At 62.0% G+C, this 24499-nt stretch carries 22 protein-coding genes; 6 read left to right on the top strand and 16 right to left on the bottom strand.

Features of this window, described 5'->3' with window-relative positions:
- Positions 1-12 precede the first annotated feature (12 nt).
- From AC5ZG1_RS18430 to hutI, 10 genes are all read right to left on the bottom strand, one after another.
- Positions 13-978 carry a phosphotransferase family protein gene (locus AC5ZG1_RS18430; protein WP_496133688.1) on the bottom strand — a complete coding sequence of 322 codons (966 nt, stop codon included), beginning with the start codon at positions 976-978 and terminating at the stop codon, positions 13-15.
- Positions 975-2264: a Zn-dependent hydrolase gene (locus tag AC5ZG1_RS18425; RefSeq protein WP_496133687.1), complete on the bottom strand. Its 1290-nt coding sequence runs from the start codon at positions 2262-2264 to the stop codon at positions 975-977. Before AC5ZG1_RS18425 ends, AC5ZG1_RS18430 begins: the two co-directional genes overlap by 4 nt.
- The gene (locus AC5ZG1_RS18420) at positions 2257-2991 is read right to left on the bottom strand and encodes a DeoR/GlpR family DNA-binding transcription regulator (RefSeq protein WP_496133686.1); all 735 of its coding nucleotides are present in this window, start codon (positions 2989-2991) and stop codon (positions 2257-2259) included. Before AC5ZG1_RS18420 ends, AC5ZG1_RS18425 begins: the two co-directional genes overlap by 8 nt.
- Positions 2992-3087: 96 nt before the next feature.
- On the bottom strand, positions 3088-4929 hold the full coding sequence (locus AC5ZG1_RS18415) for an ABC transporter ATP-binding protein (RefSeq protein ID WP_496133685.1): 1842 nt from the start codon (positions 4927-4929) through the stop codon (positions 3088-3090).
- On the bottom strand, positions 4926-5846 hold the full coding sequence (locus AC5ZG1_RS18410; RefSeq protein ID WP_028161900.1) for an ABC transporter permease: 921 nt from the start codon (positions 5844-5846) through the stop codon (positions 4926-4928). Before AC5ZG1_RS18410 ends, AC5ZG1_RS18415 begins: the two co-directional genes overlap by 4 nt.
- Positions 5846-6826 carry an ABC transporter permease gene (locus AC5ZG1_RS18405; RefSeq protein WP_496133684.1) on the bottom strand — a complete coding sequence of 327 codons (981 nt, stop codon included), beginning with the start codon at positions 6824-6826 and terminating at the stop codon, positions 5846-5848. Before AC5ZG1_RS18405 ends, AC5ZG1_RS18410 begins: the two co-directional genes overlap by 1 nt.
- Positions 6827-6898: 72 nt before the next feature.
- Positions 6899-8482 carry an ABC transporter substrate-binding protein gene (locus AC5ZG1_RS18400; protein WP_496133683.1) on the bottom strand — a complete coding sequence of 528 codons (1584 nt, stop codon included), beginning with the start codon at positions 8480-8482 and terminating at the stop codon, positions 6899-6901.
- Positions 8483-8752: 270 nt separating this feature from the next.
- Complete coding sequence (gene hutU / locus AC5ZG1_RS18395) at positions 8753-10423, bottom strand: urocanate hydratase (RefSeq protein WP_496133682.1); 1671 nt, start codon at positions 10421-10423, stop codon at positions 8753-8755.
- Positions 10420-12009 (bottom strand): histidine ammonia-lyase, encoded by a 1590-nt coding sequence (gene hutH, locus AC5ZG1_RS18390; RefSeq protein WP_456641270.1) that lies wholly within the window; start codon positions 12007-12009, stop codon positions 10420-10422. Before hutH ends, hutU begins: the two co-directional genes overlap by 4 nt.
- A complete protein-coding gene (hutI, locus tag AC5ZG1_RS18385; protein ID WP_456641271.1) occupies positions 12006-13220 on the bottom strand; it encodes an imidazolonepropionase in 1215 nt (404 codons plus the stop codon). The genes hutH and hutI overlap by 4 nt, the downstream gene beginning before the upstream one ends.
- 83 nt (positions 13221-13303) lie before the next feature.
- On the opposite strand from hutI, the gene AC5ZG1_RS18380 reads away from it, so the two are divergent.
- The 5 genes from AC5ZG1_RS18380 to AC5ZG1_RS18360 all read left to right on the top strand — a co-directional run bounded on the left by AC5ZG1_RS18380 (position 13304) and on the right by AC5ZG1_RS18360 (position 18118).
- Positions 13304-14662: a formimidoylglutamate deiminase gene (locus AC5ZG1_RS18380; protein ID WP_496133681.1), complete on the top strand. Its 1359-nt coding sequence runs from the start codon at positions 13304-13306 to the stop codon at positions 14660-14662.
- Positions 14659-15402, top strand: coding sequence for a histidine utilization transcriptional repressor HutC (hutC, locus tag AC5ZG1_RS18375; protein WP_456641273.1), 744 nt, complete (start codon positions 14659-14661; stop codon positions 15400-15402). The genes AC5ZG1_RS18380 and hutC overlap by 4 nt, the downstream gene beginning before the upstream one ends.
- A gap of 126 nt (positions 15403-15528) precedes the next feature.
- A complete protein-coding gene (locus AC5ZG1_RS18370) occupies positions 15529-16473 on the top strand; it encodes an ABC transporter substrate-binding protein (protein WP_456641274.1) in 945 nt (314 codons plus the stop codon).
- An 89-nt stretch (positions 16474-16562) separates the two neighbouring features.
- Positions 16563-17336, top strand: coding sequence for an ABC transporter permease (locus AC5ZG1_RS18365; protein WP_496133739.1), 774 nt, complete (start codon positions 16563-16565; stop codon positions 17334-17336).
- Positions 17333-18118, top strand: a complete 786-nt coding sequence (locus AC5ZG1_RS18360; RefSeq protein WP_496133680.1) for an ABC transporter ATP-binding protein — start codon at positions 17333-17335, stop codon at positions 18116-18118. The genes AC5ZG1_RS18365 and AC5ZG1_RS18360 overlap by 4 nt, the downstream gene beginning before the upstream one ends.
- 105 nt (positions 18119-18223) lie before the next feature.
- Here the strand turns inward: AC5ZG1_RS18360 and AC5ZG1_RS18355 are convergent, their stop codons facing one another.
- The 5 genes from AC5ZG1_RS18355 to AC5ZG1_RS18335 are packed head-to-tail and all read right to left on the bottom strand — an operon-like array spanning position 18224 to position 23276.
- Positions 18224-19249, bottom strand: a complete 1026-nt coding sequence (locus AC5ZG1_RS18355) for an aromatic ring-hydroxylating dioxygenase subunit alpha (RefSeq protein ID WP_456641276.1) — start codon at positions 19247-19249, stop codon at positions 18224-18226.
- Between the two features lie 14 nt (positions 19250-19263).
- Positions 19264-20625 (bottom strand): amidohydrolase family protein, encoded by a 1362-nt coding sequence (locus AC5ZG1_RS18350; RefSeq protein WP_496133679.1) that lies wholly within the window; start codon positions 20623-20625, stop codon positions 19264-19266.
- Positions 20622-21422: an ABC transporter permease gene (locus AC5ZG1_RS18345; protein ID WP_456641278.1), complete on the bottom strand. Its 801-nt coding sequence runs from the start codon at positions 21420-21422 to the stop codon at positions 20622-20624. Before AC5ZG1_RS18345 ends, AC5ZG1_RS18350 begins: the two co-directional genes overlap by 4 nt.
- Complete coding sequence (locus AC5ZG1_RS18340; protein WP_456641328.1) at positions 21419-22225, bottom strand: ABC transporter ATP-binding protein; 807 nt, start codon at positions 22223-22225, stop codon at positions 21419-21421. The genes AC5ZG1_RS18345 and AC5ZG1_RS18340 overlap by 4 nt, the downstream gene beginning before the upstream one ends.
- A gap of 55 nt (positions 22226-22280) precedes the next feature.
- Entirely contained in the window at positions 22281-23276 is a 996-nt protein-coding gene (locus AC5ZG1_RS18335) for an ABC transporter substrate-binding protein (protein ID WP_496133678.1), read from the bottom strand.
- Positions 23277-23518: 242 nt separating this feature from the next.
- Between AC5ZG1_RS18335 and AC5ZG1_RS18330 the strand changes: the two genes are divergently transcribed.
- Positions 23519-23917: a RidA family protein gene (locus tag AC5ZG1_RS18330; protein WP_456641280.1), complete on the top strand. Its 399-nt coding sequence runs from the start codon at positions 23519-23521 to the stop codon at positions 23915-23917.
- Here the strand turns inward: AC5ZG1_RS18330 and AC5ZG1_RS18325 are convergent.
- Positions 23914-24498: an NAD(P)H-dependent oxidoreductase gene (locus AC5ZG1_RS18325; RefSeq protein WP_456641281.1), complete on the bottom strand. Its 585-nt coding sequence runs from the start codon at positions 24496-24498 to the stop codon at positions 23914-23916. The genes AC5ZG1_RS18330 and AC5ZG1_RS18325 overlap by 4 nt on opposite strands.
- Between the last annotated feature and the right edge of the window lies 1 nt (position 24499).

Here is a 24499-nt window from a genome sequence, read left to right as displayed (position 1 = left end):
CTCGAAAACGCTCTAGAGAGATCGGACCCGTTCCTCGAAGCCGGGGTGCCCGAGCAGCATCCGGCAGCGCAGGAAACGCCATCCCGCATATTTCAGGAATTCGAGGCCCTGGCGGGGTGACCGTGCATCCTGCAGCAGGCTGCGGAGCGCCCAATAAAAGTCGTCGGCAGCGGCATAGATCCTGCATCGGTTGAATGCCCTCTCACTGAAGTTGCCGTCATGCATCTCCAAAAGTGGCTTCATCTGGCTTTCGAACTGGTAGAGCTCATTCATCTGCACGCCGAGCTGGTAGTAGGGATCGATGTCACCGGCCATGTCGAAGTCGACCAACATCATCGCTTCGTTCGGACCGAGCATGACATTGGACGAATGGGGGTCTCCGTGCGCTGGTTTTAGTTCGACGCCCGCCGCAGCGATCGCGTCACGCATCGGAGCCATCCATGCCATCATCCATTCCACATCGCCCGGGAGGATGTTGCCGGCCTCCGAAACCAGCGGCCAAAGCCGATCGATGCCATCGAAGACAGACCAACGTCGCCCGAATGGCTCGCCTGTGGCGATCGTCTTCTGCATCTCGATGAGACGGGCAGCCGCACTCTCGTGCATCAGGTCGTCGATCTTGGCAGTTCGCCAGCCTTCGCCGAGCCGCGCGAACAGCACGGCCCTTTCGTCCGGTACTCGTGCGATAGGCTCCGGCGACAGACCGAGTCTGTGAAGACGACGCGCCGCTGCAAACGCCGCGTCGTCGTCGACCAGCTCTGCGACCTCGTCACCTCCCAGCCGAAGAAAGAAGCTTGCCTCCTGGCCATCAGGCGCTACGTCGAACGAGGTCGATTCGACCGCGTGATAGGACGGCGACGCAACCGGCGCCGCAGATGCTGCATAGGTCGCGCTCGCGGCATCGATTATCGGAAAGCTCTGGATGGCTCGCTCGGCGCGCGCCTCCAGGGCCGTCTGCGGCTTCCCGAGCGCTTTCATGCTGCAGCTCCTTTTGGATTAGCCGCCTGCAGCCCTTCGCTGGCAATCGCGTAGAGCATGTCCGCCAGCACCTGCGTCCCAAAAGCCTGATCCTCGGCGCTGGTGAACTCGGTCGGATGATGGATCACGCCGTCGCGCGAACGCACTGCCAGGACAATTGAGGGGCAGACACTGGACATTGCCACTGCATCATGGCCACCGATCGTATCCAGATGGCGCGCCGTTTCGCCGTAATTCGCGACCATTCGTTCGGCCAGCGAAATCAGTCCCGGGAAGAAGCGGCCCGCCTTGCGCCGATCAATCGCCCTGATTTCATAGGTCACACCGGCTTTCTTGGCCGCCGCCTCCATCCTGATCTTCATCATCCGCTCAGCTTCGGCGAGGACGTCCGGCGAGCCCGAACGCAACTCGATGAAGAGAACGGCTTCCGATGGAACGGTGTTTGGGGAGTTGGGAAAGACCTCCAGCCGACCGACCGATGTGTGCAAATCCGACCCGTGCTCGCCGGCGATCTCCTTCAAATCGGCGATCAGATAGGCGGCGCCGAGCAGCGCGTCCCTGCGCTCAGCCATCGGTGTAGGCCCAGTATGCGCCTGGCGGCCGAGGAAAGCGAGACGGTACTTCGTTGCGCCCCAGAAGCGGGTGAAGATGCCGAATTTTTCACTCGCCTCAAACAGCACCTTGTCGCCTTCGATATGAAGTTCGATAAGAGCGTCGGGCAGCGCAATCTTATCTCCGCCGGCATAACCGATCTGCTCAAGCGACTGGCGAACGGTGACGCCATCTCCATCCGCCCGGTCGAGCGCCCATTCAAGCTCGGCCGCTCCGGCGAACACGCTGCTGCCCAACAGGCTTGGCTGGAAGCGCGCGCCCTCCTCGTTGGTCCAGTTCACCACCCGAAAATTGCAGGCCGATAGCTTGTTCTCTGCCTTCAGACGCTCTGAGACGGCAAGCACGGCCTCACAGGCCGAGACGACACCGAGAGCGCCGTCGAAGCGACCACCATTGGGCTGGCTGTCGACATGTGAGCCGACCATGATGACCGGCGCATTCGCGCCGGCAAGCGACAAGCTGCCGAACTGATTGCCTATGGCGTCGACGGCCTGGACAAACCCGTTGCTCGCGAACCAGCGGCCAAGCCAATTACGCGCTGCGCCGTCCTCTTTCGAGAGGGTCAAGCGGTTCATGGATCCATCCGGCCCACCGCCGAACGCCGACAATTCCTCCATCATTGCCTGAAGACGCGATGGATTGATGGGAGCGTGCTTGGAGACAACGTCAGGCATAGATGATTTCCAAGTTGGATTTGAGGAATTGGTCGGAAAAGTCCTTGGTCAGGACGGCCCCGGTGATGACAGCATGTACGTCGCCCAACCCGAATGTATGGATCGAACCGAGGCGGCCGAATTTGGAGCTATCGGCGACGATTACCGATCGCTTAGCTTGTGCGCGCGCAACGCGCCGCGCGATCGCTTCGTCCTCGCCATAATCCATAAAACCGCGTTCGACATGGACGGCGCTGATTGCGATGATTGCGAGATCGAAAAAGTGCTCCTTCATCGCAGTCACGGTTTCTGGCCCAAACGTCGCCTGATAATCAGGGCGCAGCCGTCCTCCAAGCACGCGCACGCTGGGGGTCGACAGATAGTAGAAGTGCGCCGCCACCGCGAGCGAGTTGCTCACAATCGTAAGATCCTTGCGAGCCTCAAGGTGCTTCGCGCAGGCAAGGGCCGTCGTCCCCTCGTCAACAAAGATCTTCATGCCATCCTTGACCAGAGCCGCGGCGGCTTCACCGATCCGCGCCTTCTCCCTCGCGCCAACGCGCAAACGCTCGGCAAAAGGCTGATCGCTCTCCTGCCGGTCGATCACCGCACCGCCATAAACACGGCGGGCGAAACCTTGCGTCTCGAGCTCCCGGAGATCCCGCCGTATCGACTCCTGACTGACCTTGAGGTGGTCGACCAATTCCCTGACGTGGACCCGCTGCTTCTGCCGCAGCATGTCGCGGATCAATTCAAGACGATGCTCCGTGAAGCTCATGAACGTTCCCCGATTGCCACGGCACTGCTGGCCGCTTCCAAAGCCGACTTGTTGTTCACGACCCCCTCATTACACGCTGGCGTGCATCCCTTCGGCAGCGCCGGAGACATCGAGCGACGGCATCACCAGATGACACGCAGCGAAGTCCTGCCGCTCCCGCACCGTCAGGCTCGGATGAAGGCGGCTGCATTTGTCGATGGCTTGCGGACAGCGCGACCTGAAGCTGCAGCCCGCGGGAACGTCGAGCGGGCTTGGCGGCTCCCCCTCCAGCAGACACTCGTCCGGTTGATAGCGACGCCGCTCGAGCGTCGGCATGGCGCTCAGAAGTGCCCTCGTGTACGGGTGTCCCGGGTCGAAGAATAGTCGCTCATTGTCAGCGAGCTCGAAGACCTCGCCGAGATACATCACCGCCACGCGATTGCAGGCCTTCCTCACCATCGCCAGATCATGCGAGATGAAGATGTAGGTCAGATCGTATTCCTTCTGGAGCGTCTGGAACAAGTCGAGCAACTTGAACTGCTCGGTTTGATCGAGGGCGGACAGCGTTTCATCCATGATGAGAATTTCCGGCTCCAGCACCAACGCACGGGCGACGTTGACGCGTTGTCGTTGTCCAGCGCTCAATCCCAGCGGAAGCTCCTCGTAAAGTTCGGCCGGCACCCCCACTTCGCCCATCACCTTCAGGACGCGTTCGCGAATCCTGCCTTTGTCGCGCCAGCCATGCGTACGCAGCGGATCCTCCAGCATCCTCCCGATCGAGGTCCGGGGCGGCAGCGAGCCGAACGGATCCTGTAGCACCATCTGCAGCTTGCTCCGGAACTCGAGCAGCGCCCGGCCCTTGAGCGTTGCGATGTCCTTGTCCGCGCAGAGGATTTGTCCTGAGCTCGGCAATTCGAGCCTCGACAGAAGCCGCATCAGGGTCGACTTTCCGCAGCCGGACTCGCCGACAATGGCAAAGCTGTCGCCGCGGCGCACGTCGAAGGTGACGTTGCGAACGGCGCGAACCAGGTTGAAGCCACCAAAACCGCTTTTCTTTCTAACCTTGTAGGTCTGCGAGGCGTCGCGCAAGCTGAGAACCACCTCCCGCTGGTCGTCAAGGCGGGGCGTTGCGGCCGCCTCGACCCATATTTTCGGGGTCTGGCGCACCAGTTCGCGTGTATAGGGATATGCGGGCCTGCTGATCAGATCTTCTGTCGACTGCTCCTCGACGATGCGCCCTTCATCCATCACCAGGATCCGCGAGCAGGCTTCACGCGCCACTGGCAGGGACGATGAGACGAACAGCACCGCGGTGTTGAAGGTGACCGTCAGCTCCTTCATCAGCCGGATCACCTGAGCAGCGACCGTCACATCGAGCGGCTGCGTGACGTTGTCGGCGACCAGAAGTGCGGGATTGGTCACCAATGCATCCACGATCAGCGCTCGCTGCATCATGCCGCCCGAGAACTGGGAGGGATAGTCGTGCAAGCGATTTCGCGCCGATGGGATGCGAACCGCATCGAGGAGTTCGATGACACGACGTTCGGCATCCCGACGTAATGTTCTGGGCACGACGGCCCGCATCTTCTCGACAATCTGGGCGCCGACCGGCAGGGTTGGATCGAGCGCACCCATGGGATTGGCGCCGACATAGGATATCCGCTGGCGCAACAGGCGCATCTCCCCGCCGCGCATGGCATAGATGTCGCGTCCCTCGAACAGCACCTGACCCGATCGCTTCGTGAGCGGCGGCTCGAGCCAGTTGACCACGGCCTTGGAAAGTACGGTCTTTCCGGAACCGCTGGCGCCCACCACGCCGACGATCTCGCGGGGAGCGAGGCTGAGGGACACATTGTCGAGAATGACTTTGGCCGTGCCGCCGCTACCCGCGGCGACCGTCAGGTTCTTGAGGTCAAGGAGCGGCTGCGTCATGCTTCGGAGCCTCCGTGAATCGCATTCCGTGCACGTTCGAGGGAAGCGCCGATCAGGTTGACGCTGGTGAGTGTCAGGCCGAGGAAGAGACCCGGCATGGTGGCGATCCACCACGCGTTCAGCAGATATTTCCGTCCGTCCGCTATGATATTGCCGAACGTCGGCGTCGGTGGCTGCACGCCGAGCCCTAGAAAACCGAGCGTGGATTCGAAGATCATCATGCGCGCAACGTCGAGCACCGACGTGAACAGGACCGGCGGCAGCAGCAACGGCAGCAGCAGCGCGAGGATGATCCGAAGATCGGTCGAACCGCCGATCTTTGCGGCGCGGACATATTCGCGCTGCCGCTCGGTCATCACGATGCTGCGCATGATGCGGGCATAGACCGGCCAGTTCGAAACTCCGAGCACCAAAACGATCGCGGGGATGGTCGGCCGCGAAACGCCGAGCACGGAAATGGCGAGGATAATCATCGGGATCGATAGCTGGGCATCCGTCAGCCTCATGACGATGGCATCGGTTCGTCCGCCGAAGTAGCCCGAAATCGTGCCAAGCGCGCATCCGATCGCCAACATGACGATGACGGAGGCGACGCCGATCAGGAAGGAGTAACGCAGACCGACCAGTGAGCGGACGAGCATGTCGCGGCCGATCTGATCCGTGCCGAGCGGGTGCGCCCAGCTCCAGTTTCCGCCCAGAAACAGCGGTGGCAGAAGGCGCGCCTTGACGTCCATCTTCGTCGGGTCGATGCCGCTCAGTTCAGGATAGAAGGCGGTCGCCAGGGCAAGGACAACGAACAGTCCGAGGCCGACGCGAAATCCGGGCGTCGATGCAGCCTTGTCGAAGATGCGTCGGATGACGGAGCGTTGGGCCGGCGTGTGCGCCATTGGTGCGCCGGTGGCGGTAGCGATAGACATCAATATTCGAGCCTTGGATCCATCGTGGTGGCAATAAGATCGACAATGATGTTGATCAGCACAAAGATGGCGCTGGTTACGATGGCGATCCCTTGAATTAACGGGAAGTCGCGCTGCAACACCGCGTTGATGGTCAACAGACCAAGCCCGGGATAGTCGAAGATGTATTCGACGATGATCACCCCGCCGAGCAGGCTCGAAAACTGCACCCCGAGCAGATTGAGCAGCGGCACCGAGGCATTGCGAAGGGCATGGTTTGCAATGATGCGGCTGCGGCCGAGGCCACGGACATGCCCCACCGCCACGTAAGGCTCCATCATCTGCGCCGAGACGGAACTGACGAGCGTCCGGATCAGGACCGGCGACAATTCGACCGCAAGCACGATGGCTGGGAGAATCGTGTAGGCAAACCCCTGATATCCGATCGCCGGCAGCCAACCGAGCTTGACTGAAAACAGCAACGCGAGAACGATTCCCAGCCAGAAATTCGGCAACGATATGAACACCGACGAGGTGTAGAATGCCAGCTTGTCCGGCCAACGCCCGACCGCGAGGCCGCCAGCAATCCCTATGATCCCGGAGAAAACGAGGGCAATCGCCAACGTCACTGCGGCAAGCTGCAGCGTCATAGGCAAGGCTTCGAGGATCAGGCTTAGCACCTTGGCCCGTTCACCGCGCGTCGTATCGTTGAAGTTCGCGCCGCCTGTCGCAGCGCCGTTCGCGGGACGAACGAAGGACTGCCCGAGATTGCCCCGAACGACGCTGCTCATATAGCGACCGAACTGAACGATGATCGGGTCTCGCAACCCCATGTCGGTCGCGATCTTCTCGATCAGGGCCTCGGGAGCCATGCCGCCGGCCATCAGTCGCACCGGATCTCCCGGCACCACCCTCAGCAAGGTGAAGATCAGCAGCGAGAGAAGGAATATGATGATGACGCCTTGAATCAGGCGCCGCATCAGGAAGTTCAGGACGAACATTCTTCAGCTCCGCGTCGGAGGACATGTCGGACCGCGCACCGCCTGCTCGCGGCGCGCGGTGACCGTCCATGGTCAGGCAACGGGCCTCGAAGCATCCATCGAACCATCCGGATAGATATAGAGACCTTCGAAATTCTTCTGCATCGCGTGAATCATGACGGACGTGAAGAGCGAGAGCGCCGGCATCTTGGAGGCGATCAGGGGCATCGTCTCGGTCTGGAGGATCTTCTTCCGTTCCTCAAGCGTCGGTGCGCTACGCTCCTTGTCGAGACTTGCGTCGATCGCGGTATCCTCGATGCCGCAAATGCGATGCGACGAGGAGTGGAAATGCGTGCGGAGAATCAAATCGGGCTCGGGCGAGCCGGTCGACCATCCGCAGTCCACCATATGACCGGGTCCGCCGCCGGGACGATGGTACAGGCGTTCATTCCAGGCGGCTGGCTCGAGCACGGTCAGGCTGACATTGAAGCCCTGCTCGTTGAGCATCGCGGTGATGATCTCGCCGTATTCCTTGGTCTTGGGATAGAAGCCCACGGACGTGATGTATTCGAGCGGCGGCAACCCCTTGCCGTTCGGGAAACCGGCCTCGGCGAGCAACGCCTGGCACTTCTTTGGGTCGAACTTCGGATAATTCTCGAGATCGATGTAACCGAACTTGACCGGCGACACGAAGTTGGACGACGCGTGCCCCGCGGATCCCAGCACTTCGAGGATGACGTCGCGGTTGATGGCGTGACAGGCGGCGAGGCGGATACGGGGATCATTGAACGGCGGCTTCGAGCAGCGAAACCAAAGATACTTGTTCTCGACCGAAACGACCTGGTTGATGCGGATGTTGGGATTGCCCTTGACCGCATCCACCTGCTCTGGCTCAAGGCGTTCGACGATCGAAGCCTGACCATTCATGAGGGAGAGCATGCGCGTCGTGGAGTCGCCGGTGAAGGTGAAATTGATCCCCGCAATGGCCGGCTTGCCCTTGAAGTAGCCATCGAACGCCTTCATCACGGTGTCGTTGCCGCGCTGCTCGACGAATTTGAAGGGACCAGTGCCATTCAGCCGCTGTGAGAGCACGCCCCCAGGTCCGCCCGCGATATCCTTTGCCGACATGATCGGCAGGAACGCCGCAAGGAACATGAAGAGGTGAGCCGGGTAACCGCCTTTCGACGTATCGACGATCACCGTGTAGTCATCAGGCGTCTCGATCTTCAGCGTTTCGGTGGGGCCAGGATACCATTGTGCGGGGCGATCCGGCTTGGATCCATATTCGAAAGTGGCCTTGACGTCCTCCGCCTTGAACGGTTTGCCATCATGGAAGACGACGCCTTGACGCAGCTTGATTTGCAGGCGGTTCGGATCGAGCAGCTTGATGTCAGTTGCCAGTTCATAGACGACCTCGCTCGGGTTATCGAGCTTCATCGGTGTGCGGGTCAGAAAACCCATCACGAAGCCTTCGATGTTTTTCTGCGAAAGCGTGGTGTGAGCGGTCGGATCCCAATTGCCCGTGATGTTCTCGGCCGACAGGAAGGTCATGGTCTTCCCGGCCTGCGCGTGGGCCTGTGAGATGAAAAAGTCTGGATTGATCTGCATGTAGCCTGCGGCGACCGCAGCTCCCGCCGTCCCCTTTAGAAAGTGGCGACGGTCAAATTTCGGATGCATCGACGTTCCCCTTTTCCGCATGAACCGACAAACCGGTCACAACGGTCATGCAGAAGGCGTGCCATGCGCTTTTCGAGCTATTTCTGACTATCCACGTGTGGATTTTGACCGATTTGACAGCAGATACGTCTCGGCTGCGATGAGCCTGAACGAGATACTGCCTCTTGGTGAGCGGTTCGCCTACGGCGCAGGCAAGCGGATTTGCCACCTAGCGTGAGGTGCACGACGGCTGCGGTCGCGCTGACTGTTCAGTCAGCACCAATGATGCCCTTATGGCGTCACGCTCGGCAGATCGAGCCCATTCGAGCGGGCACATGCAATCGCGCTCTCATAGCCCGCGTCCGCGTGCCGCATGACGCCGCTCGCCGGATCGTTCCAGAGCACGCGTTCAATGCGGCGGGCGGCCTGCGGGGTTCCGTCTGCAACAATCACCATTCCGGCGTGTTGCGAATAACCGATGCCGACGCCCCCGCCGTGATGCAGTGAGACCCATGTCGCGCCGCTGGCACAATTCAGAAGCGCATTGAGCAGCGGCCAGTCTGACACCGCATCGGAACCGTCGCGCATAGCTTCCGTTTCGCGGTTCGGACTCGCAACCGAGCCGCTGTCGAGATGGTCGCGGCCGATCACGATCGGCGCCTTCAGTTCGCCGCGCGCCACCATCTCGTTGAAGGCGAGACCCAGCCGGTGGCGGTCGCCGAGACCTACCCAGCAAATCCGCGCCGGCAGCCCCTGAAACTTGATCCGGGCTCTCGCCATATCGAGCCAGTTGTGCAGGTGTTTATCGTCGGGCAGCAGCTCCTTGACCTTGGCATCCGTCCTGAAGATGTCATCCGGATCGCCTGACAGCGCGGCCCACCGAAACGGCCCAACGCCCCGGCAAAACAGCGGACGGATATAGGCAGGGACGAAGCCGGGAAAATCGAATGCGTTCTTAAGTCCCATATCCTTCGCCATCTGCCGAATGTTGTTGCCGTAGTCGAGCGTGGGAATGCCTTGGGCATGGAAATCCAGCATAGCCCTGACGTGGTCGACCATGGACGTCTTGGCCGCGGTTTCGACCGCTTTCGGATCGCTGGAGCGTCTTGTCTCCCACTCGGCAAGCGACCATCCCTTGGGCAGGTAGCCATTGATGGGATCGTGCGCGCTGGTCTGGTCGGTGACGATGTCGGGCCTCACACCACGCCGCACCAGTTCCGGAAAAATCTCGGCCGCATTGCCGAGCAGGCCGACCGACAAAGGCTTCTTGCTCTGCGCACTTTCCGCCACGATCGCCAGCGCCTCATCGAGCGTGCTCGCCTGTCGATCGAGATAACCCGTGCGCAGCCGCATCTCGATGCGGCTCGGCTGGCATTCGATCGCCAGCAGCGAGGCGCCCGCCATGGTCGCGGCGAGCGGCTGCGCGCCGCCCATGCCGCCGAGCCCCGCCGTAAGGATCCACTTGCCTGCAAGACTGCCGCCGTAGTGTCGTCGTCCGACCTCGACAAACGTCTCATAGGTTCCCTGCACGATGCCCTGGCTGCCGATATAGATCCAGGACCCGGCCGTCATTTGCCCGAACATCATCAGGCCTTGCCGGTCGAGCGCGTTGAAGTGATCGAGCGTCGCCCAATGCGGCACCAGGTTCGAGTTCGCGATCAGAACGCGCGGCGCGTCCGGATGCGTGCGGAAGATCCCGACCGGCTTGCCCGACTGAACCAGCAAGGTCTGGTCGGCTTCCAGCTTGCGCAAGGAGGTGACGATCCGGTCGAAGCTATCCCAGTCGCGCGCGGCACGACCGATTCCGCCGTAGACGACGAGTTCGCTTGGACGTTCCGCGACTTCCGGATCGAGATTGTTCATGAGCATGCGGAGCGGTGCCTCCGTCAACCAGCTCTTGGCACTGATCTCGCCGCCCCGGGGGGCGCGGATCGTACGGTCGTTGTCTACTCGACGATTCATGACAGATCGCCCTTATCGGCAAGATTCGAAACAAGGATCGGGAACGGGATGTCGGGCAGCGCGGAGAGCGCCGCAGCCGGCAACGCACCGGATTCGACCAGCGCGGTCGCCTTCGCAAGATCATCGGCCATGTAACGATCAGCGCTCAAAGCCGGCACATGCGCGCGCAATTCAGCAATGACCGCTGCGAGCGGGGCACTGGTCGAATGCGGCGTGCGAAGCGTGATGCCTTGCGCTGCGACCGAGAGCTCGATACCTAAGATCGTCGCCAAATTGTCCGCCATATCGGACAGCCGGCGCGCGGCGTGCGCAGCCATCGAGACGTGATCTTCCTGATTGGCGCTGGTGGGGGTTGAGTCGATCGAGCAGGCCGACGCACGCTGCTTGTTCTCGGCATAGAGCGCGGCCGCCGTCACTTCGGCGATCATGAAGCCGGAGTTGATACCCGGCTCCGGCGTGAGGAACGGCGGCAAGCCGAAATTCAGCGCGGGATCGACCAGCGTCGCAATTCGCCGTTCGCTGATCGCGCCGATCTCCGAAAGCGCGAGCGCAATTTGGTCCGCGGCAAAGGCCACCGGTTCGGCGTGGAAGTTGCCGCCCGAGACGATCTCGCCAGTCTCGACCAATACCAACGGATTGTCGGTGACGGCATTGGCCTCGATCTGCAACGTTCGCGCCGCTTGCGTAAGCAAGTCGAGCGCGGCGCCAGCAACCTGCGGCTGACAGCGCAGACAATAGGGATCCTGCACCCGCTCATCGCCCTCGAGATGCGACTGGCGAATGTCGCTGCCGGCAAGCAGCGCCGTCAGGGCGGCGCCGGCAGCAGTTTGGCCGGCATGTCCGCGCAACTGCTGCACCTCCGGCCGGAACGGCGCGGTCGAGGCCATGGCGGCATCGACCGAAAGAGCGCCTGTCACCAAAGCCGCGCAGGCGAGGCGATGGGCGCGCAGCACGCCGGAGATGGCGTAAGCCGTCGAGAACTGGGTGCCGTTGATGAGGGCGAGCCCCTCCTTCGGCCCGAGCGTCAGCGGCGCAAGACCGGCGGCGGCGAGCGCGTCGCGGCCCGGAACAAGCCGTCCATCGAGGATCGCCTGCCCCTCCCCGATCATGACGGCCGTCATATGCGCAAGTGGCGCCAGATCGCCGGATGCGCCGACCGAACCCTGCTGCGGCACCAGCGGACAAACGCTGCGTGCCAGCATCATCTGCAATTGTTCGATGACCTCGCGGCGCACGCCCGAAGCACCTCGCCCGAGCGAGACGATCTTCAAGGCCATCATCAGACGAACGATCGGCTCGGACGTGGGTCGCCCTACCCCGCAGCAATGAGAGACGATGAGATTGCGCTGAAGCAGCGCCGTCTGATCGGGCGCAATGCGTGTCGATGCCAGTTTTCCAAATCCGGTGTTGATGCCGTACGCCGGCACGTCCGCGCGAGCGGCCCGCGCAACAATAGCGGACGCTGCTTCGACCCGCGCCCAGAACGATGGCTCGAGCACGACTGCGGAACCTGCGAGCACCTCTGCGCAATCATCGAGCGTGACCTTTCCGGGCGTAACGACGATCGGCGCAGCAGGATCGCTCATTGCCCCCTCCAGACCCGGCCATGCAGCGGGTTAAAGCCGATCCGGTAGACGAGCTCGGCAGGCCGTTCGATGTCCCAGATCGCGAGATCACACCATTTGCCAGCCTCGAGCGTGCCCGTTTCACCCAGGAGGTGCAGCGCGCGCGCTCCCTCCCGCGTCACGCCGGCAAGACATTCGGCAACGGTCATCCGGAACAGCGTCGCACCCATGTTCATCGTGAGCAGGAGCGACGTCAGCGGCGAGCTGCCGGGATTGCAATCGGTCGCCAAGGCCATTTTGACTCCGTGGGCACGGAAATGCTCGATTGGTGGTTTCGTTGTCTCGCGAATGAAATAGAAGGCCCCTGGCAACAGGACCGCGACCGTGCCCGCCGCCGCCATCGCTTGAGCGCCGGCCTCATCGGCATGCTCCAGATGATCGGCGGACATAGCTGAATACTCGGCCGCAAGCGATGCACCGCCGAGATTCGACAATTGATCGGCGTGAAGCTTGATCGGCAAACCCAGGGCTTTGGCCGCCTCGAAGACGCGCGCCGTTTGATCGCGCGAGAACGCGATGCCTTCCATGAAAGCATCCACGGCGTCTGCAAGCCCCGCCTCCGCCACCGCAGGCAGCATTTCCTGGCACACGAGATCGATGTAACGATCCTTGTCGCCGGAAGCTTCCGGCGGAAGTGCATGTGCACCAAGAAAAGACGTCCGGACCGCGATCGGTCGGACACGGCCAAGCGCACGCGCGGCCAAAAGCTGCCGCATCTCGGTCTCGGTGTTGAGGCCGTAGCCGGACTTGATTTCGATCGTCGTGACACCCTCGCGGATCAGCGCGTCGAGCCTCGGCAGCGCACCGGCGACAAGCTCGGCCTCGCTCGCGTTGCGAGTCGCCGCCACGGTGGACACGATGCCGCCGCCGGCACGCGCGATCTCTTCATAGCTTGCGCCCTTAAGCCGCAATTCGAATTCGTGGGCGCGGTTGCCGCCGAAAACGAGGTGGGTGTGACAATCCACCAACCCCGGCGTGATCCATCGACCGGCGCAGTCGATCCGCTCGGTCGCGTCGGCATCACGCGGGAAATCGGATTGCGTGCCGGCATAGACGATCCGGCCATCGCGAGCCGCGATCAGGCCGTGCTCGATGACGCCGAGATCCGGCAGATCCTCGCGCATCGTGGCGAGCCGCGCATTGTGCCAGATACGATCGTAGCGTTCTGCCATGTGCCTTCCCCCGGGTGCCGGAAGCTTGACATATATGTCTAGACATATAATCGTGTTGACGCTCTGTCCAGCCGGCACGAAACATGACAAATCTGCACTTCGCATCCGCGCTGCTGCCGTCGGGCTGGGCCGATGACGTGCAGGTGGTCATCACGGATGGGCTCGTCGCCAAGATTGCGGTCGGCGTGGCGCCGGGAGCGCGGGATGAGCAGCATCGGCTGGCAGTTCCGGGGATAGCGAGCCTGCACAGTCACGCGTTCCAGCGCGCCATGGCGGGGCTTGCCGAGACGCGTGGCAACACGTCGGATACCTTCTGGACATGGCGTGAGACGATGTATCGCTTTGCGCTCGAAATGACTCCGGAAGACGTCGAGAGCGTCGCGACCCTGCTTTATGTCGAGATGCTCGAGCAGGGCTATACGCGGGTCGGCGAGTTCCACTATCTTCATCATGATCGTGACGGCACGCCCTATGCCGACCTCTCCGAGATGGCGACACGAATTGCTCAGGCTGCCGAGGGCGCAGGCATCGGCCTCACGCTCTTGCCGAGTTTCTATGCGCACAGCGCCTTTGGCGGCGCCGCGCCGCATGCAGGCCAGCGCCGATTCATCTGTTCAATCGACCAGTTTGCTACGCTGCTTGACGCCACGCGCAAGGCGGTCAGTACGTTACCCGGAGCTAATGTCGGCATTGCCCCGCACAGCCTGCGCGCCGTGACCCCAACCGAACTATCTGCGATTGTGCCGATGGCCCAAGGCGCGCCGATCCATATCCACGCCGCCGAGCAAGTCAGGGAGGTCGAGGATTGTGTTGCCTGGTCGGGCCAGCGGCCGGTCGAATGGCTGCTTGACCACGCGCCCGTCGATCGACGCTGGTGCCTGATCCATGCGACCCACACATCGCCGACGGAAGTCGCCTCGCTCGCGAGTATCGGCGCAGTCGCCGGCCTCTGCCCGGTGACCGAAGCGAGCCTCGGCGACGGCATTTTCCCCGCGCGCGAATTTGTCGATTCCGGGGGCCGGTTCGGCGTCGGCACCGATTCCAATGTCCTGGTTGGCGTTACCGATGAATTGCGCCAGCTCGAATATGGTCAGCGCCTGAAGCACCGCGAACGCAATGTGCTCTCCGGCAGACTCGGCAACTCGACTGGCCGTGCGTTATTCGAGAGCGCGCTCGCGGGCGGTGCGCAGGCGCTGGCGCAGACCGGCGCGGGAATAGAACGAGGCGCGCGCGCCGATATCGTGACCCTCGACATCACGCATCCATCTCTGGCCGGACGCCGCGGCGATGCCATCCTCGACGGCTGGATTTTTGCGACCGGCGGCGGAGCCATCGATTGTGTCTGGGCAGGAGGAAACAAGCTCGTCGAGGGCGGACGTCATCGGCTCCGCGAGCGAGCGCGCGCGCAGTTCAACGCGACCGTTCGGAGGCTTCTGGCATGAGTCTCCACGCTCACGACAACGAGCTTCCGGCCGCGGACAAGCTAACACTCTACAGGCAGATCCGACACGATATAGAACGTCGGATCCTGACTGGTGAATGGCCTCCGGGTCATCGCATTCCCTTCGAGCACGAGCTGATGGCGCGTTATCGCTGCTCGCGAATGACCGTGAACAAGGCGCTGTCGGAATTGGCGCAAGCCGATCTGATCGAGCGAAGACGGCGGGCCGGCACATTTGTACGTCGCCCGCAGCATCTGTCGGCGGTGCTCAAGATCGCCGACATTCGCGCGGAGATTACCGCGCTTGGCCGCAGCTATGCTTATCAGCTTATCCATTGCTCCCGCCGCGCCGCGAACGCCGCCGATCGCGCGCGTCTTGGCGTTCGTAGGACCGGCAAGGTGATCGCGATCGCTTGTCGTCACAGCGCCGACGACGTGCCGTTTGCCATTGAAGACAGGCTGATCGATCTCGACACAGTGCCGGAAGCCGCCGCGGCGGACTTTACGACCGAGCCACCCGGCTCATGGCTGTTGCACCATGTTCCTTGGACCGAAGCCGAGCACACCATCAGCGCCACGGTGGCCGATAAGGGCACTGCAGCCGAACTGGACATTGCCGTCGGCGCGCCCTGCTTAGTGATCGATCGATACACATGGCGCAGCGCACGAACGGTCACCGCCGTGCGCCTGCTCTATCCGGGGGATACCCATCGGCTGGTAGCCCGTTTCAAGGGCGGCTGAAAGAATGTCCGGCACGGCACAATTCATGCAACGCGATGCACACGTGACTGGTGCGGGAGCTCGTCGCAGCGGACGTGAAGCAACCAACGGGACGCAATCCATAGTACGGCAGGAGGGAAGAGCATCATGCGTAGTTTAAGAGCATTCACAGCAGTTTTTGCCCTGCTGGTATCCGCACCGGCGGTTGCCGACGATGTGAAGGTCGGCATCGGCATCTCGGGATGGACCGGCTTTGCGCCGCTCACGCTTGCAAGCCAGGCCGGCATTTTCAAGAAAAACGGGCTCGACGTCACGCTGAGGAAAATTCCGCAGAAGGATCGGCATCTCGCCATCGCGTCCGGAGACATTCAATGTGCGGCGACCACAGTCGAGACCTGGATCTCCTGGAATGCGAACGGCGTCGCGACCAAGCAGATCTTTCAGCTTGACAAGAGCTTTGGCGCCGACGGCATGGCCGTGCGCAACGACATTGCCTCGATCAAGGATCTGAAAGGCAAGACAGTCGCGGCGTCCGCGCCGGGCACCTCACCCTACTTCGCACTGGCTTGGATGCTTCGAAAGAACGGCCTCTCGGTCAAGGACGTCACGATCGTGAATCTGGAGCCAGCCGCGGCGGCACAGGCGTTCGTTTCCGGCCAGAACGATGCGGCAATGACCTATGAACCCTACCTCTCGACGGTGCGTGCCGCGCCGGATAAGGGCAAGATCATCGCCACCACGCTCGACTACCCGATGGTGATGGACACGTTCGGCTGCACACCGAAATTCCTGACCGACAATCCGAAAGCCGCACAGGCCCTGGCCGACAGCTATTTCGAAGCCCTCGACATGATCGCAAGGGATCAAGCGAAGGCGTACGAGATCATGGGGGCCGACGTGAAACAATCGGGCGAGCAGTTCGGCAACTCGGCAAAATATCTGCGCTGGCAGGACAAAGCAGCGAACCAGAAATTCTTCACGGGCGAGTTCCTGACCTTCAACAAAGAGGCGGCAGACCTGCTGCTCGAGATCGGCATCATCAAGTCTGCCCCGAAGATCGAAGATCTTTTTGACGCGAGCTTCATCAAATAGAACCGCTGCGCGCCCGCGCCAGTTCCGCTTCGTCGCTTGTGGAGCAAAACTGGCGCAGGATCGACACGTCGCCTGGAAATACCGCCGTGATGCGTCCTCTAAGTCCTGTAACGTCGAAGCAACGCGTGGCCTATGGCCTGGCATCCTTCGTGCTGTTCGTTGCCCTGTGGGCCTGGGCGACCTTCGGCGGCTATGTTTCGAAGACATTTCTCGCCAACCCACTGATCATGGTGCAGGAAGGCTTCGAGCTGCTCACCAGGCATGGATTTCTGTTTGATATCGGCATGACGATCTGGCGTGTTGTCGGTGGCTTCGTGCTGGCGGCTCTCGTTGCCGTGCCGCTAGGTGTTCTCATGGGCGCTTACAAGCCGATTGAAGCCTTTCTCGAGCCGTTCGTTTCGTTCGCGCGTTATCTCCCAGCCTCTGCCTTCATTCCCCTTTTGATCCTGTGGGCCGGCATCGGCGAACTGCAGAAGCTCATGGTGATTTTCATCGGCTCGGTGTTCCAGATCATCCTGATGATCGCCGTGACCGTGGGCAGCACGAGACGCGATCTGGTCGAAGCGGCGTACACGCTGGGAGCCGGCGACGGCGGCATCATCCGCCGCGTGCTGCTGCCCTCATCCGCTCCCGAGATCGCGGAAATTCTTCGATTGGTTCTAGGGTGGGCATGGACCTATGTCATCGTCGCCGAACTCATCGGGTCCTCGTCAGGGATCGGCCACATGATTACGGACAGCCAGGCCTTGCTCAACACAGGCCAGATCATCTTCGGCATCATCGTTATCGGGCTCATCGGCCTGATCTCCGATTTCCTCTTCAAGGCCTTCAACGCATGGCTGTTTCCCTGGAAATTGGCATGACCGCGCTGAAGATCGATCAGGTTTCACGTATCTTTCCTGCGCGCCCGGGCCATGCGCCGACGCGGGCTCTCGAACCGACCGATCTCAGTGTCGGCGACAATGATTTTGTCACCATCCTTGGTCCCTCGGGCTGCGGAAAGTCCACCCTGCTCCGCATCATCGCCGGGCTCGATCGGCCGACCAGCGGGCGCGTCATGCTCGACGGGTGCGAGGTCACCGGACCTGGCGCGGATCGCGGCATGGTGTTCCAGTCCTATACGCTCTTTCCCTGGCTGACGGTGCGGGAGAACATCGCATTCGGCCTGCGCGAGCGCGGAATTTCTCAAGCGGAACGGTACAAGATCGCGGACGGTTTCATCCACCGAGTCGGACTGTCGGGCTTTGAAAATCATTGGCCGAAACAGCTCTCCGGCGGCATGCAACAGCGCACGGCGATCGCACGTGCCCTCGCCAACGATCCGAAGATCCTGTTGCTGGATGAGCCGTTCGGCGCCCTGGACAACCAGACCCGGGCGCTGATGCAGGAGATGCTGCTTGCGATTTGGGAACGCGACCAGAAGACCGTGCTGTTTGTCACGCACGATATCGAGGAGGCGATCTTTCTCGGCAGTCGAGTCATCGTCATGAGCGCGCGTCCCGGCCGCATCAAGGCAGCGATTGCGATCGACCTGCCCCACCCGCGTTCCTACAAAATCAAAACCACGCCCGAATTCATCAGACTGAAGGAACGGCTCGTGGAAGAGATACGCACCGAGGCCCTGAAGGTCGCTGCTGACGCCTGACAAACACGGGCTGGCCGCTAGTTTAAGCCCGTCGTAGCGATGGGGAGCCCGGCACTTATGTCATGCACGGACAGCGGTAAATACCCGTGCCTTCCGAGTCTTGCTCTAAGACAGTTGGGTCTTAGGCTGCTCCTCCTCATCATGCGCGCGGAGGAGTTCAAGTAGTCGCTTGCGCATGATCATGCCTGGCCGGTCCGACGGCATGTGCATCTCGATCTTCCGGCTCATGTCCACGATGGCATCAGGATCGGTCGATTCGAGCATGTCGCGGTCCTCGGCGATGATCGCGGCGTCCCAGTCGATCAATTCCTGGGTTGAGCAGTCGGTCTCGGTATCGTTACGGAAGAGGATCTGAATGACCTGTATTTGGCCGTCGGAGATCGGCGTCGCGCAATTAAAGATAATATGCCGGATGCCCGATGGATACTCCATGTCGAGCCGCCGACAGAACGGCATGAACCATTTGTTGCGCTGGTGCCGCTTCGTGCTCGGATCGGTCGTGCCGCTGATCCGATACGCATTCGGCGGATTGCGGACGGTGATGATGGTCTCGGCGTCGAAACCGTCGTCGGTCTCGACGATCTCGTATTTCTCCGGCTTCGGCTGATTGATGTCGCCGAAAGTACCCTTATGCACGAAGGCGAAATGGGCGTTATCGAACGAGTTTTCCATTAACCTGAGCGCGGCTGTGTTCCATTTTTCGTAGAATTGATGGATACGGCGATAGCCCGGCCGGGTCTCCTCGGGGATTTCCGGGATGTCGCGCAATGGTTCGTCGAGCGCGACCCAGACATAGCCGTATTTTGCCTGGGCCCGGAATGAGCGCGCCTTAGCGTCGGGTACGGGTTGCTCGAACGGAAATTGCGGGATCATCACGAGCTTGCCGTCACGATCATACTCCCAACCATGATAGCCGCAGACGATGTTGCCGTTGTTGCACCAGCCCTTCGATAGTTTCGCGGTGCGATGACAGCAGCGGTCTTCAAGCGCCGCCGGCTGTCCCTCTGCATCGAGGAACAGCACGATCGGTTCACCGAGCAGGGTGAATGGTCTTGGACCATCCTTCAGATGCTCGAGCGGCACGGTCGCATACCAGAAGCGGCGAAGTACCGGTTGTTTGGTGCTAAGCACGATTTCCTCCGCTGTCAGGCCGCCATCCGCTCGACCACGCGGAGGGCATCGGATCTGAGTTTTGCGATATCGAGGCCCGGAATAGCGCCGTCCTCGACCACGATGCGACCGCCGACCAAAAGGTAGCGCAAATGCACGCTGCCGGCGCATGTGACCGGCGCGATCAGCGGATCGTGCATGCCGAAGTGCCGCGGCTGGTTCAGGTCGAAGATCGCGATGTCGGCCTGCTGTCCAGGCGCAAGCGTGCCGATCTCGGGGAAACCGAGAACGCGGGCACCGCCGGCCGTTGCCCAGTGCACGACGTCTTCGGCTGTCACCGCATGCGCGCCCTTTACGGCGCGATGGGTGTGCCAGCAGCTATGCATCTCGCTGATCATGTCAGCCGCCTCGTTGGAGGCCGCGCCGTCGACACCGAGCGACACCGCGCCGCCGAGCCGCGCCATGTGATCGGCCGGCGCGACACCGGAGCCGAGGCGGCAGTTGGATTGCGGGCAATGCGCCATGCCGGTACCCGTGCTTGCGAGTATCTCGACCTCCCCCGGATCGAGATGGACGAGATGCGCAAACCAGATGTCGGGCCCGAGCCAGTCGTGGTCGGCGAGCCATTCCACCGGTCGCTTGCCGTGGACCGAGAGGCAGAAATCGACATAGTCAGCGGTCTCGGAGAGATGGCTGTGCAGCCTGAGCTTCATCCGCCGCGCTGCCGCGATCACTTCCTTCAACTCGCCCGGGTCGAGCGACCAGGTCGGCGTGGTCGGCGCCAGCGCAACACGTGTCAGGCTTCTTGGCGACGGATCATGGAAGCGCTGCGCGCTGGCCTCGACCGACTTCAGCATGGAGTCGAGCGTTTCCACCGGCATCGGCGGAAAGTCGTCAGCGTTCATGTGACGGTCCTTGGTGGCGCCGCCGCGGCAGAACACCAGGCGGATGCCCAGGCTGCGCGCGACCTCGAAGATCACATGCGCGGGATCGAACCTGAAGGTGTCGCTGAAGAGATAGTGGTGATCGGCGGCCGTCGTCGTTCCCGACAGCAGCAGTTCGGACAGCGCAATTCTTGCGGCGACCGCCAGCGCCTCCTCGTCAAGCTTCGACCAGAGCCTGTAAGGCGCCGCGCGCAGCCAGCCCGCGAGCGGAAGGTTGATGCCGGCGGTGACGCCCTTCATCACGCTCTGGAACATGTGATGATGGGTGGAGATCAGGCCCGGATAGATGACGCAACCGCGCGCGTCGATCCGCTGCTCATCCGGCTGCGGCTCGAGCGCGCCGATCTCGGCAATAACGCCGTCGCGGATGCGGACGGCGCCCGTCGCGCGCATCGCGGCACCCGGCAAGCCGGTGAAGATCCCGACGGCGTTCTCGATCAGCATCGCAGTCATGTCTCGGTCCTTATTTCGCTTTCGTGCCAGTTCGACAAAGCGAGCCTGGAGAGCACCACCATCGCGGCGAACAGCGCAACGCCGGTCAGCGTGATCAGGAACAGCGCCGCGAACATGCGGGGAATATCGAGCGTGAAGCCGGCATCGAGGATTTCGTAAGCAAGCCCCGACGAGCGGCCGCCGGTGCCGGCGACGAATTCGGCGACCACGGCGCCGATCAAGGCGAGCCCGCTGGAAATCCGCAGGCCGCCAAAGAAATAGGGCAAGGCCCCGGGGATTCGCAGCTTGACCAGGGTCTTGAGCCGGCTCGCGCGGTTCATCCGGAAATAATTGGCGAGCCCTGGATCGACGCTGCGCAAGCCGAGCGTGGTGTTGGAGATGATCGGAAACAGTGCCACCAGCGTGGCGCAGATCGTAAGCGAGAGCTGCGTGTTCTTGACGAGAATGATGATGAGCGGCGCGATCGCGACGACCGGCGTCACCTGCAGCAGCACCGCATAGGGAAACAGGCTGATCTCGATCGCGCGGCTTTGCACGAACATGAACGCAACCAGCGTTCCGATGATGACCGCCGCGGCAAACGCCTGCAATGTCACGCGCAACGTGACCAGCAATGCGCGGAACAGCGACGGTCCATTGTTGACGAAGCTTGTGAAGATGTCGCTCGGCTTCGGAAACAGATAGACCGGCACCGAGGCCAGCCGAAAACCGACCTCCCACAATACGAACAGCGCGATCCCCACCCCAAGCGGAGCGGCGATCCGCACAAAAGCCTCCGACTGCAGCAACGGCTTCATGAGACACCTGCCGATGCGGAAGGCAGCGACGCCTCCGCGAGCCAGGTCGAAAGCTCCCGACAATACGCCGCAAATTTCGGGCTGTCGCGAAAGCCATCGCCGCGCGGCTGCGGCTCGTCGATGGTCATGGTGCGAAAGATGCGGCCGGGGTTTGCCGCCATCACGATGATACGCGTCGACAGGAACACGGCTTCATAGATCGAGTGGGTGACGAACACCGTCGTCAACTTGCCTTCCCACCACAGGCGGATCAGGTCGGCGTCGAGCTTGTTGCGCGTGAACTCATCCAGTGCGCCGAACGGCTCATCCATCAGCAGCAGATTTGGCTTCGTCACCAGCGCACGCGCGATCGAGACCCGCATCTTCATGCCGCCGGAGAGCTGGCGCGGGAAATGCCTGCTGAAAGCGGACAGGCCCACCCGTTCGAGCGCCTCGGCCACCCGCGGCCCCGCCTTGGTCTTAGCAATGTTGGACAGCTCCAGCGGAAGCCGGACATTGGCCTCGACCCGCGCCCAGGGCATCAAGGTCGGCTCCTGAAAGACAAAGGCGAACCGCCTGCCCTCCTGCCCGACCTGCGAGAAATCTCCGCGCCACCACAACAGCCGGCCGTCCGATGGCTCGATCAGGTTCGCGATCAGTTTCAGCAGCGTACTCTTGCCGCAACCGGATGGGCCGATCAGCGTCAGGAACTCGCCGTCGGCGATCGACAGATTGATCGGCGCCAGTCCGCGCGTGCCGTTCGAGAACACTTTCTCGGCCGACAACACTTCGACCGCCGGCGGACGTTCGCCGCCCGTCACCATCCGCTGTCCGCCTTCATCAAGCGGGGTGCCCGGCAAGAGAGCGTTCATCGGCCCGCTATTGCACTCCGATCTTCAGGTCCTTGACGAAGCGATCATCGTAGGCCTTGTGCCAGTTCACCTTCGGATCGAGCAGACCACCCGCGACCAGGAAGTCGTAGATCTGCTTGTAGCGATCCTCCGTGATCACGCCGATGCCGCGCTTTGCGGCGTCACCGCCGTCGACCGCCTTGTTCTCCTTCAGCTTCTCGATCGCGAACGCGATCTGCCCGTCAGTCATCTTCGGGTTGTCGGCCTTGATCAGCGCATTGGCCGGCGCCGGATTCTTCAGATAGTCGCGCCAGCCCTCGAGCGAGGCCTTGACGAAGCGCGCTACGACGTCGGGCTTCTCGGCGATCATCTTCTCGGTGGTGACGATTGTCGAACCATAGGGCGGATAGCCGCCGTCGGCGAGCAAGAAGAACTTCACCTTCTCGTGCTGCTGCTCGGCCTGGTAGGGCTCGGAGGACGGATAGGCCTGCTGGGCCATGCTCTTGTCGGCGAAGAAAGGCTGCAGGTTGAACGTGTAAGGTCGGATCTGGTCGTCGGTGAATCCGTATTTGGCCTTGAGCCAAGGCCAGAACGTAACGCGGGAGGAACCTGCAATCAGGATCGGCCTGCCCTTGAGCGCCGCGATGTTGGCGACATCGTCGTGAGTCATCACCCCCTGCAGGTCGAACTGGAAGGACGAGGCGACTGTGACCAACGGCAGGTTCTGCTCCCGCCCCTTCAGCACCTGGATGTCGTAGCCCATCAGGAAATCGGTCTCGCCGGCGAGCAGGAGCTGCGAGCCGTTGACCTGCGGACCACCCATCTTGATGGTCACGTCGAGGCCGGCCTTCTCGTACAGCCCAGTCGCCTTTGCCTCATAGAAGCCGCCATGTTCGGCCTGCGCGAACCAGCTCGTCAGGAACGTCACCTTATCGGCAGCGAACGTCGACGCCATTGAACAGAGCAGCGCACCGACGCTGACCAGGGTCACCGCGATCGTTCGCGGCAGGAATTTGGTGGCCATTGCGGCTTCCCCGTTATGGCCGGCGTTGCGCCCGGCCCCACAATCCGGGAACGGAATTGCAAGGTGACAATTCGTCCCCAGTAGCACCAAGGATGCACACCGCCTTGTCGCCTGAAAGCATTTTTATTCGAGCAATCCGTTGCCTTTGAAGCAACAGCAGCGATCCGAATTTTTCCAGTGTGTGTAGTGGAAGTGGCGGACGATCGGCGTTACGTTTTGCGTTTTCATATCAGTCGTCGGGGGTGACGTTGCGTGCGCTTTCTCCAGCTTCGATCAGGGCGCCCTTTGCGCGCTACAGCCACGGCATCGCGGTTCCGGCGAATCACCGGCTCGTCGTGACCTCGGGGCAGCTCGGCATCGCTGCCGATGAAACGATCCCCGAGCAATGCGAGCAGCAGGCCGATCTGTGCTTTGCCAGTATCGCCGCCATCCTCGCCGAAGACGGCATGACGCTCGCAAATGTCATTCGGCTCAATGCTTACGTGACTGCCCGCGAGCATATGCAGGGCTATATGCGCTCACGCGACCGGCACTTTCAGGGAACCCCGCCGGCTTCAACGCTGGTGATCGTGTCCGGCTTCACGCGTCCGGAATTCTTCGTCGAGATCGAGGCGATGGCCGCGGCGCCCGAGCGCGGTTAAAACCGCGCCATCTCACGCCGTATCTTGGCGAGGAACCGGCCGCGCTGTGCATCCGTCGCGACATTCATGTGATAGAGCGCGTAGTAATTGACCGACGCTTTCGAGCCAGTGAACCAGCGCAGGTAGCGCTTGATGATCCGCCGCGGCGGGTCAGCCATGCCGATCGCCTGCCAGCGCGGGCGGCCATAGGTCGAGATGCCGGTGATACGGCGGATATGCATCAGCATTGGTTTGGCATGCGACGGATCCGACAGATCCAGCGCAATGCCGGGGCCGAACATCCGGTCGAACCATCCCTTCAGCATCGCCGGCGGACCGAAGGACCAGGTGGGGAACTGCACGACCAGCGCGTCCGCGGCCATCAGCCGGTCGGCATAGGCCTGGTTGTTGGCGCGGTTGCGCGCGGGGTCGTGATAGTCGCGCCGGCGCTCGGCCGTCAGCACCGGATCGAAGCCCTCCGCGTAGAGATCGAGCAGGTCGACGGTGTGCCCCGCTTCAGCCAGCCCGGCCAGCGCCTCTTTCCGGATCGCGGCGTGAAAGCTTTCGCTCAGCGGATGGCAATAGACATAGAGCACCCGCATC

The organism is Bradyrhizobium sp. Leo78 (genome assembly GCF_059512425.1).
This window is presented reverse-complemented; position numbering and strand designations above follow the sequence as displayed.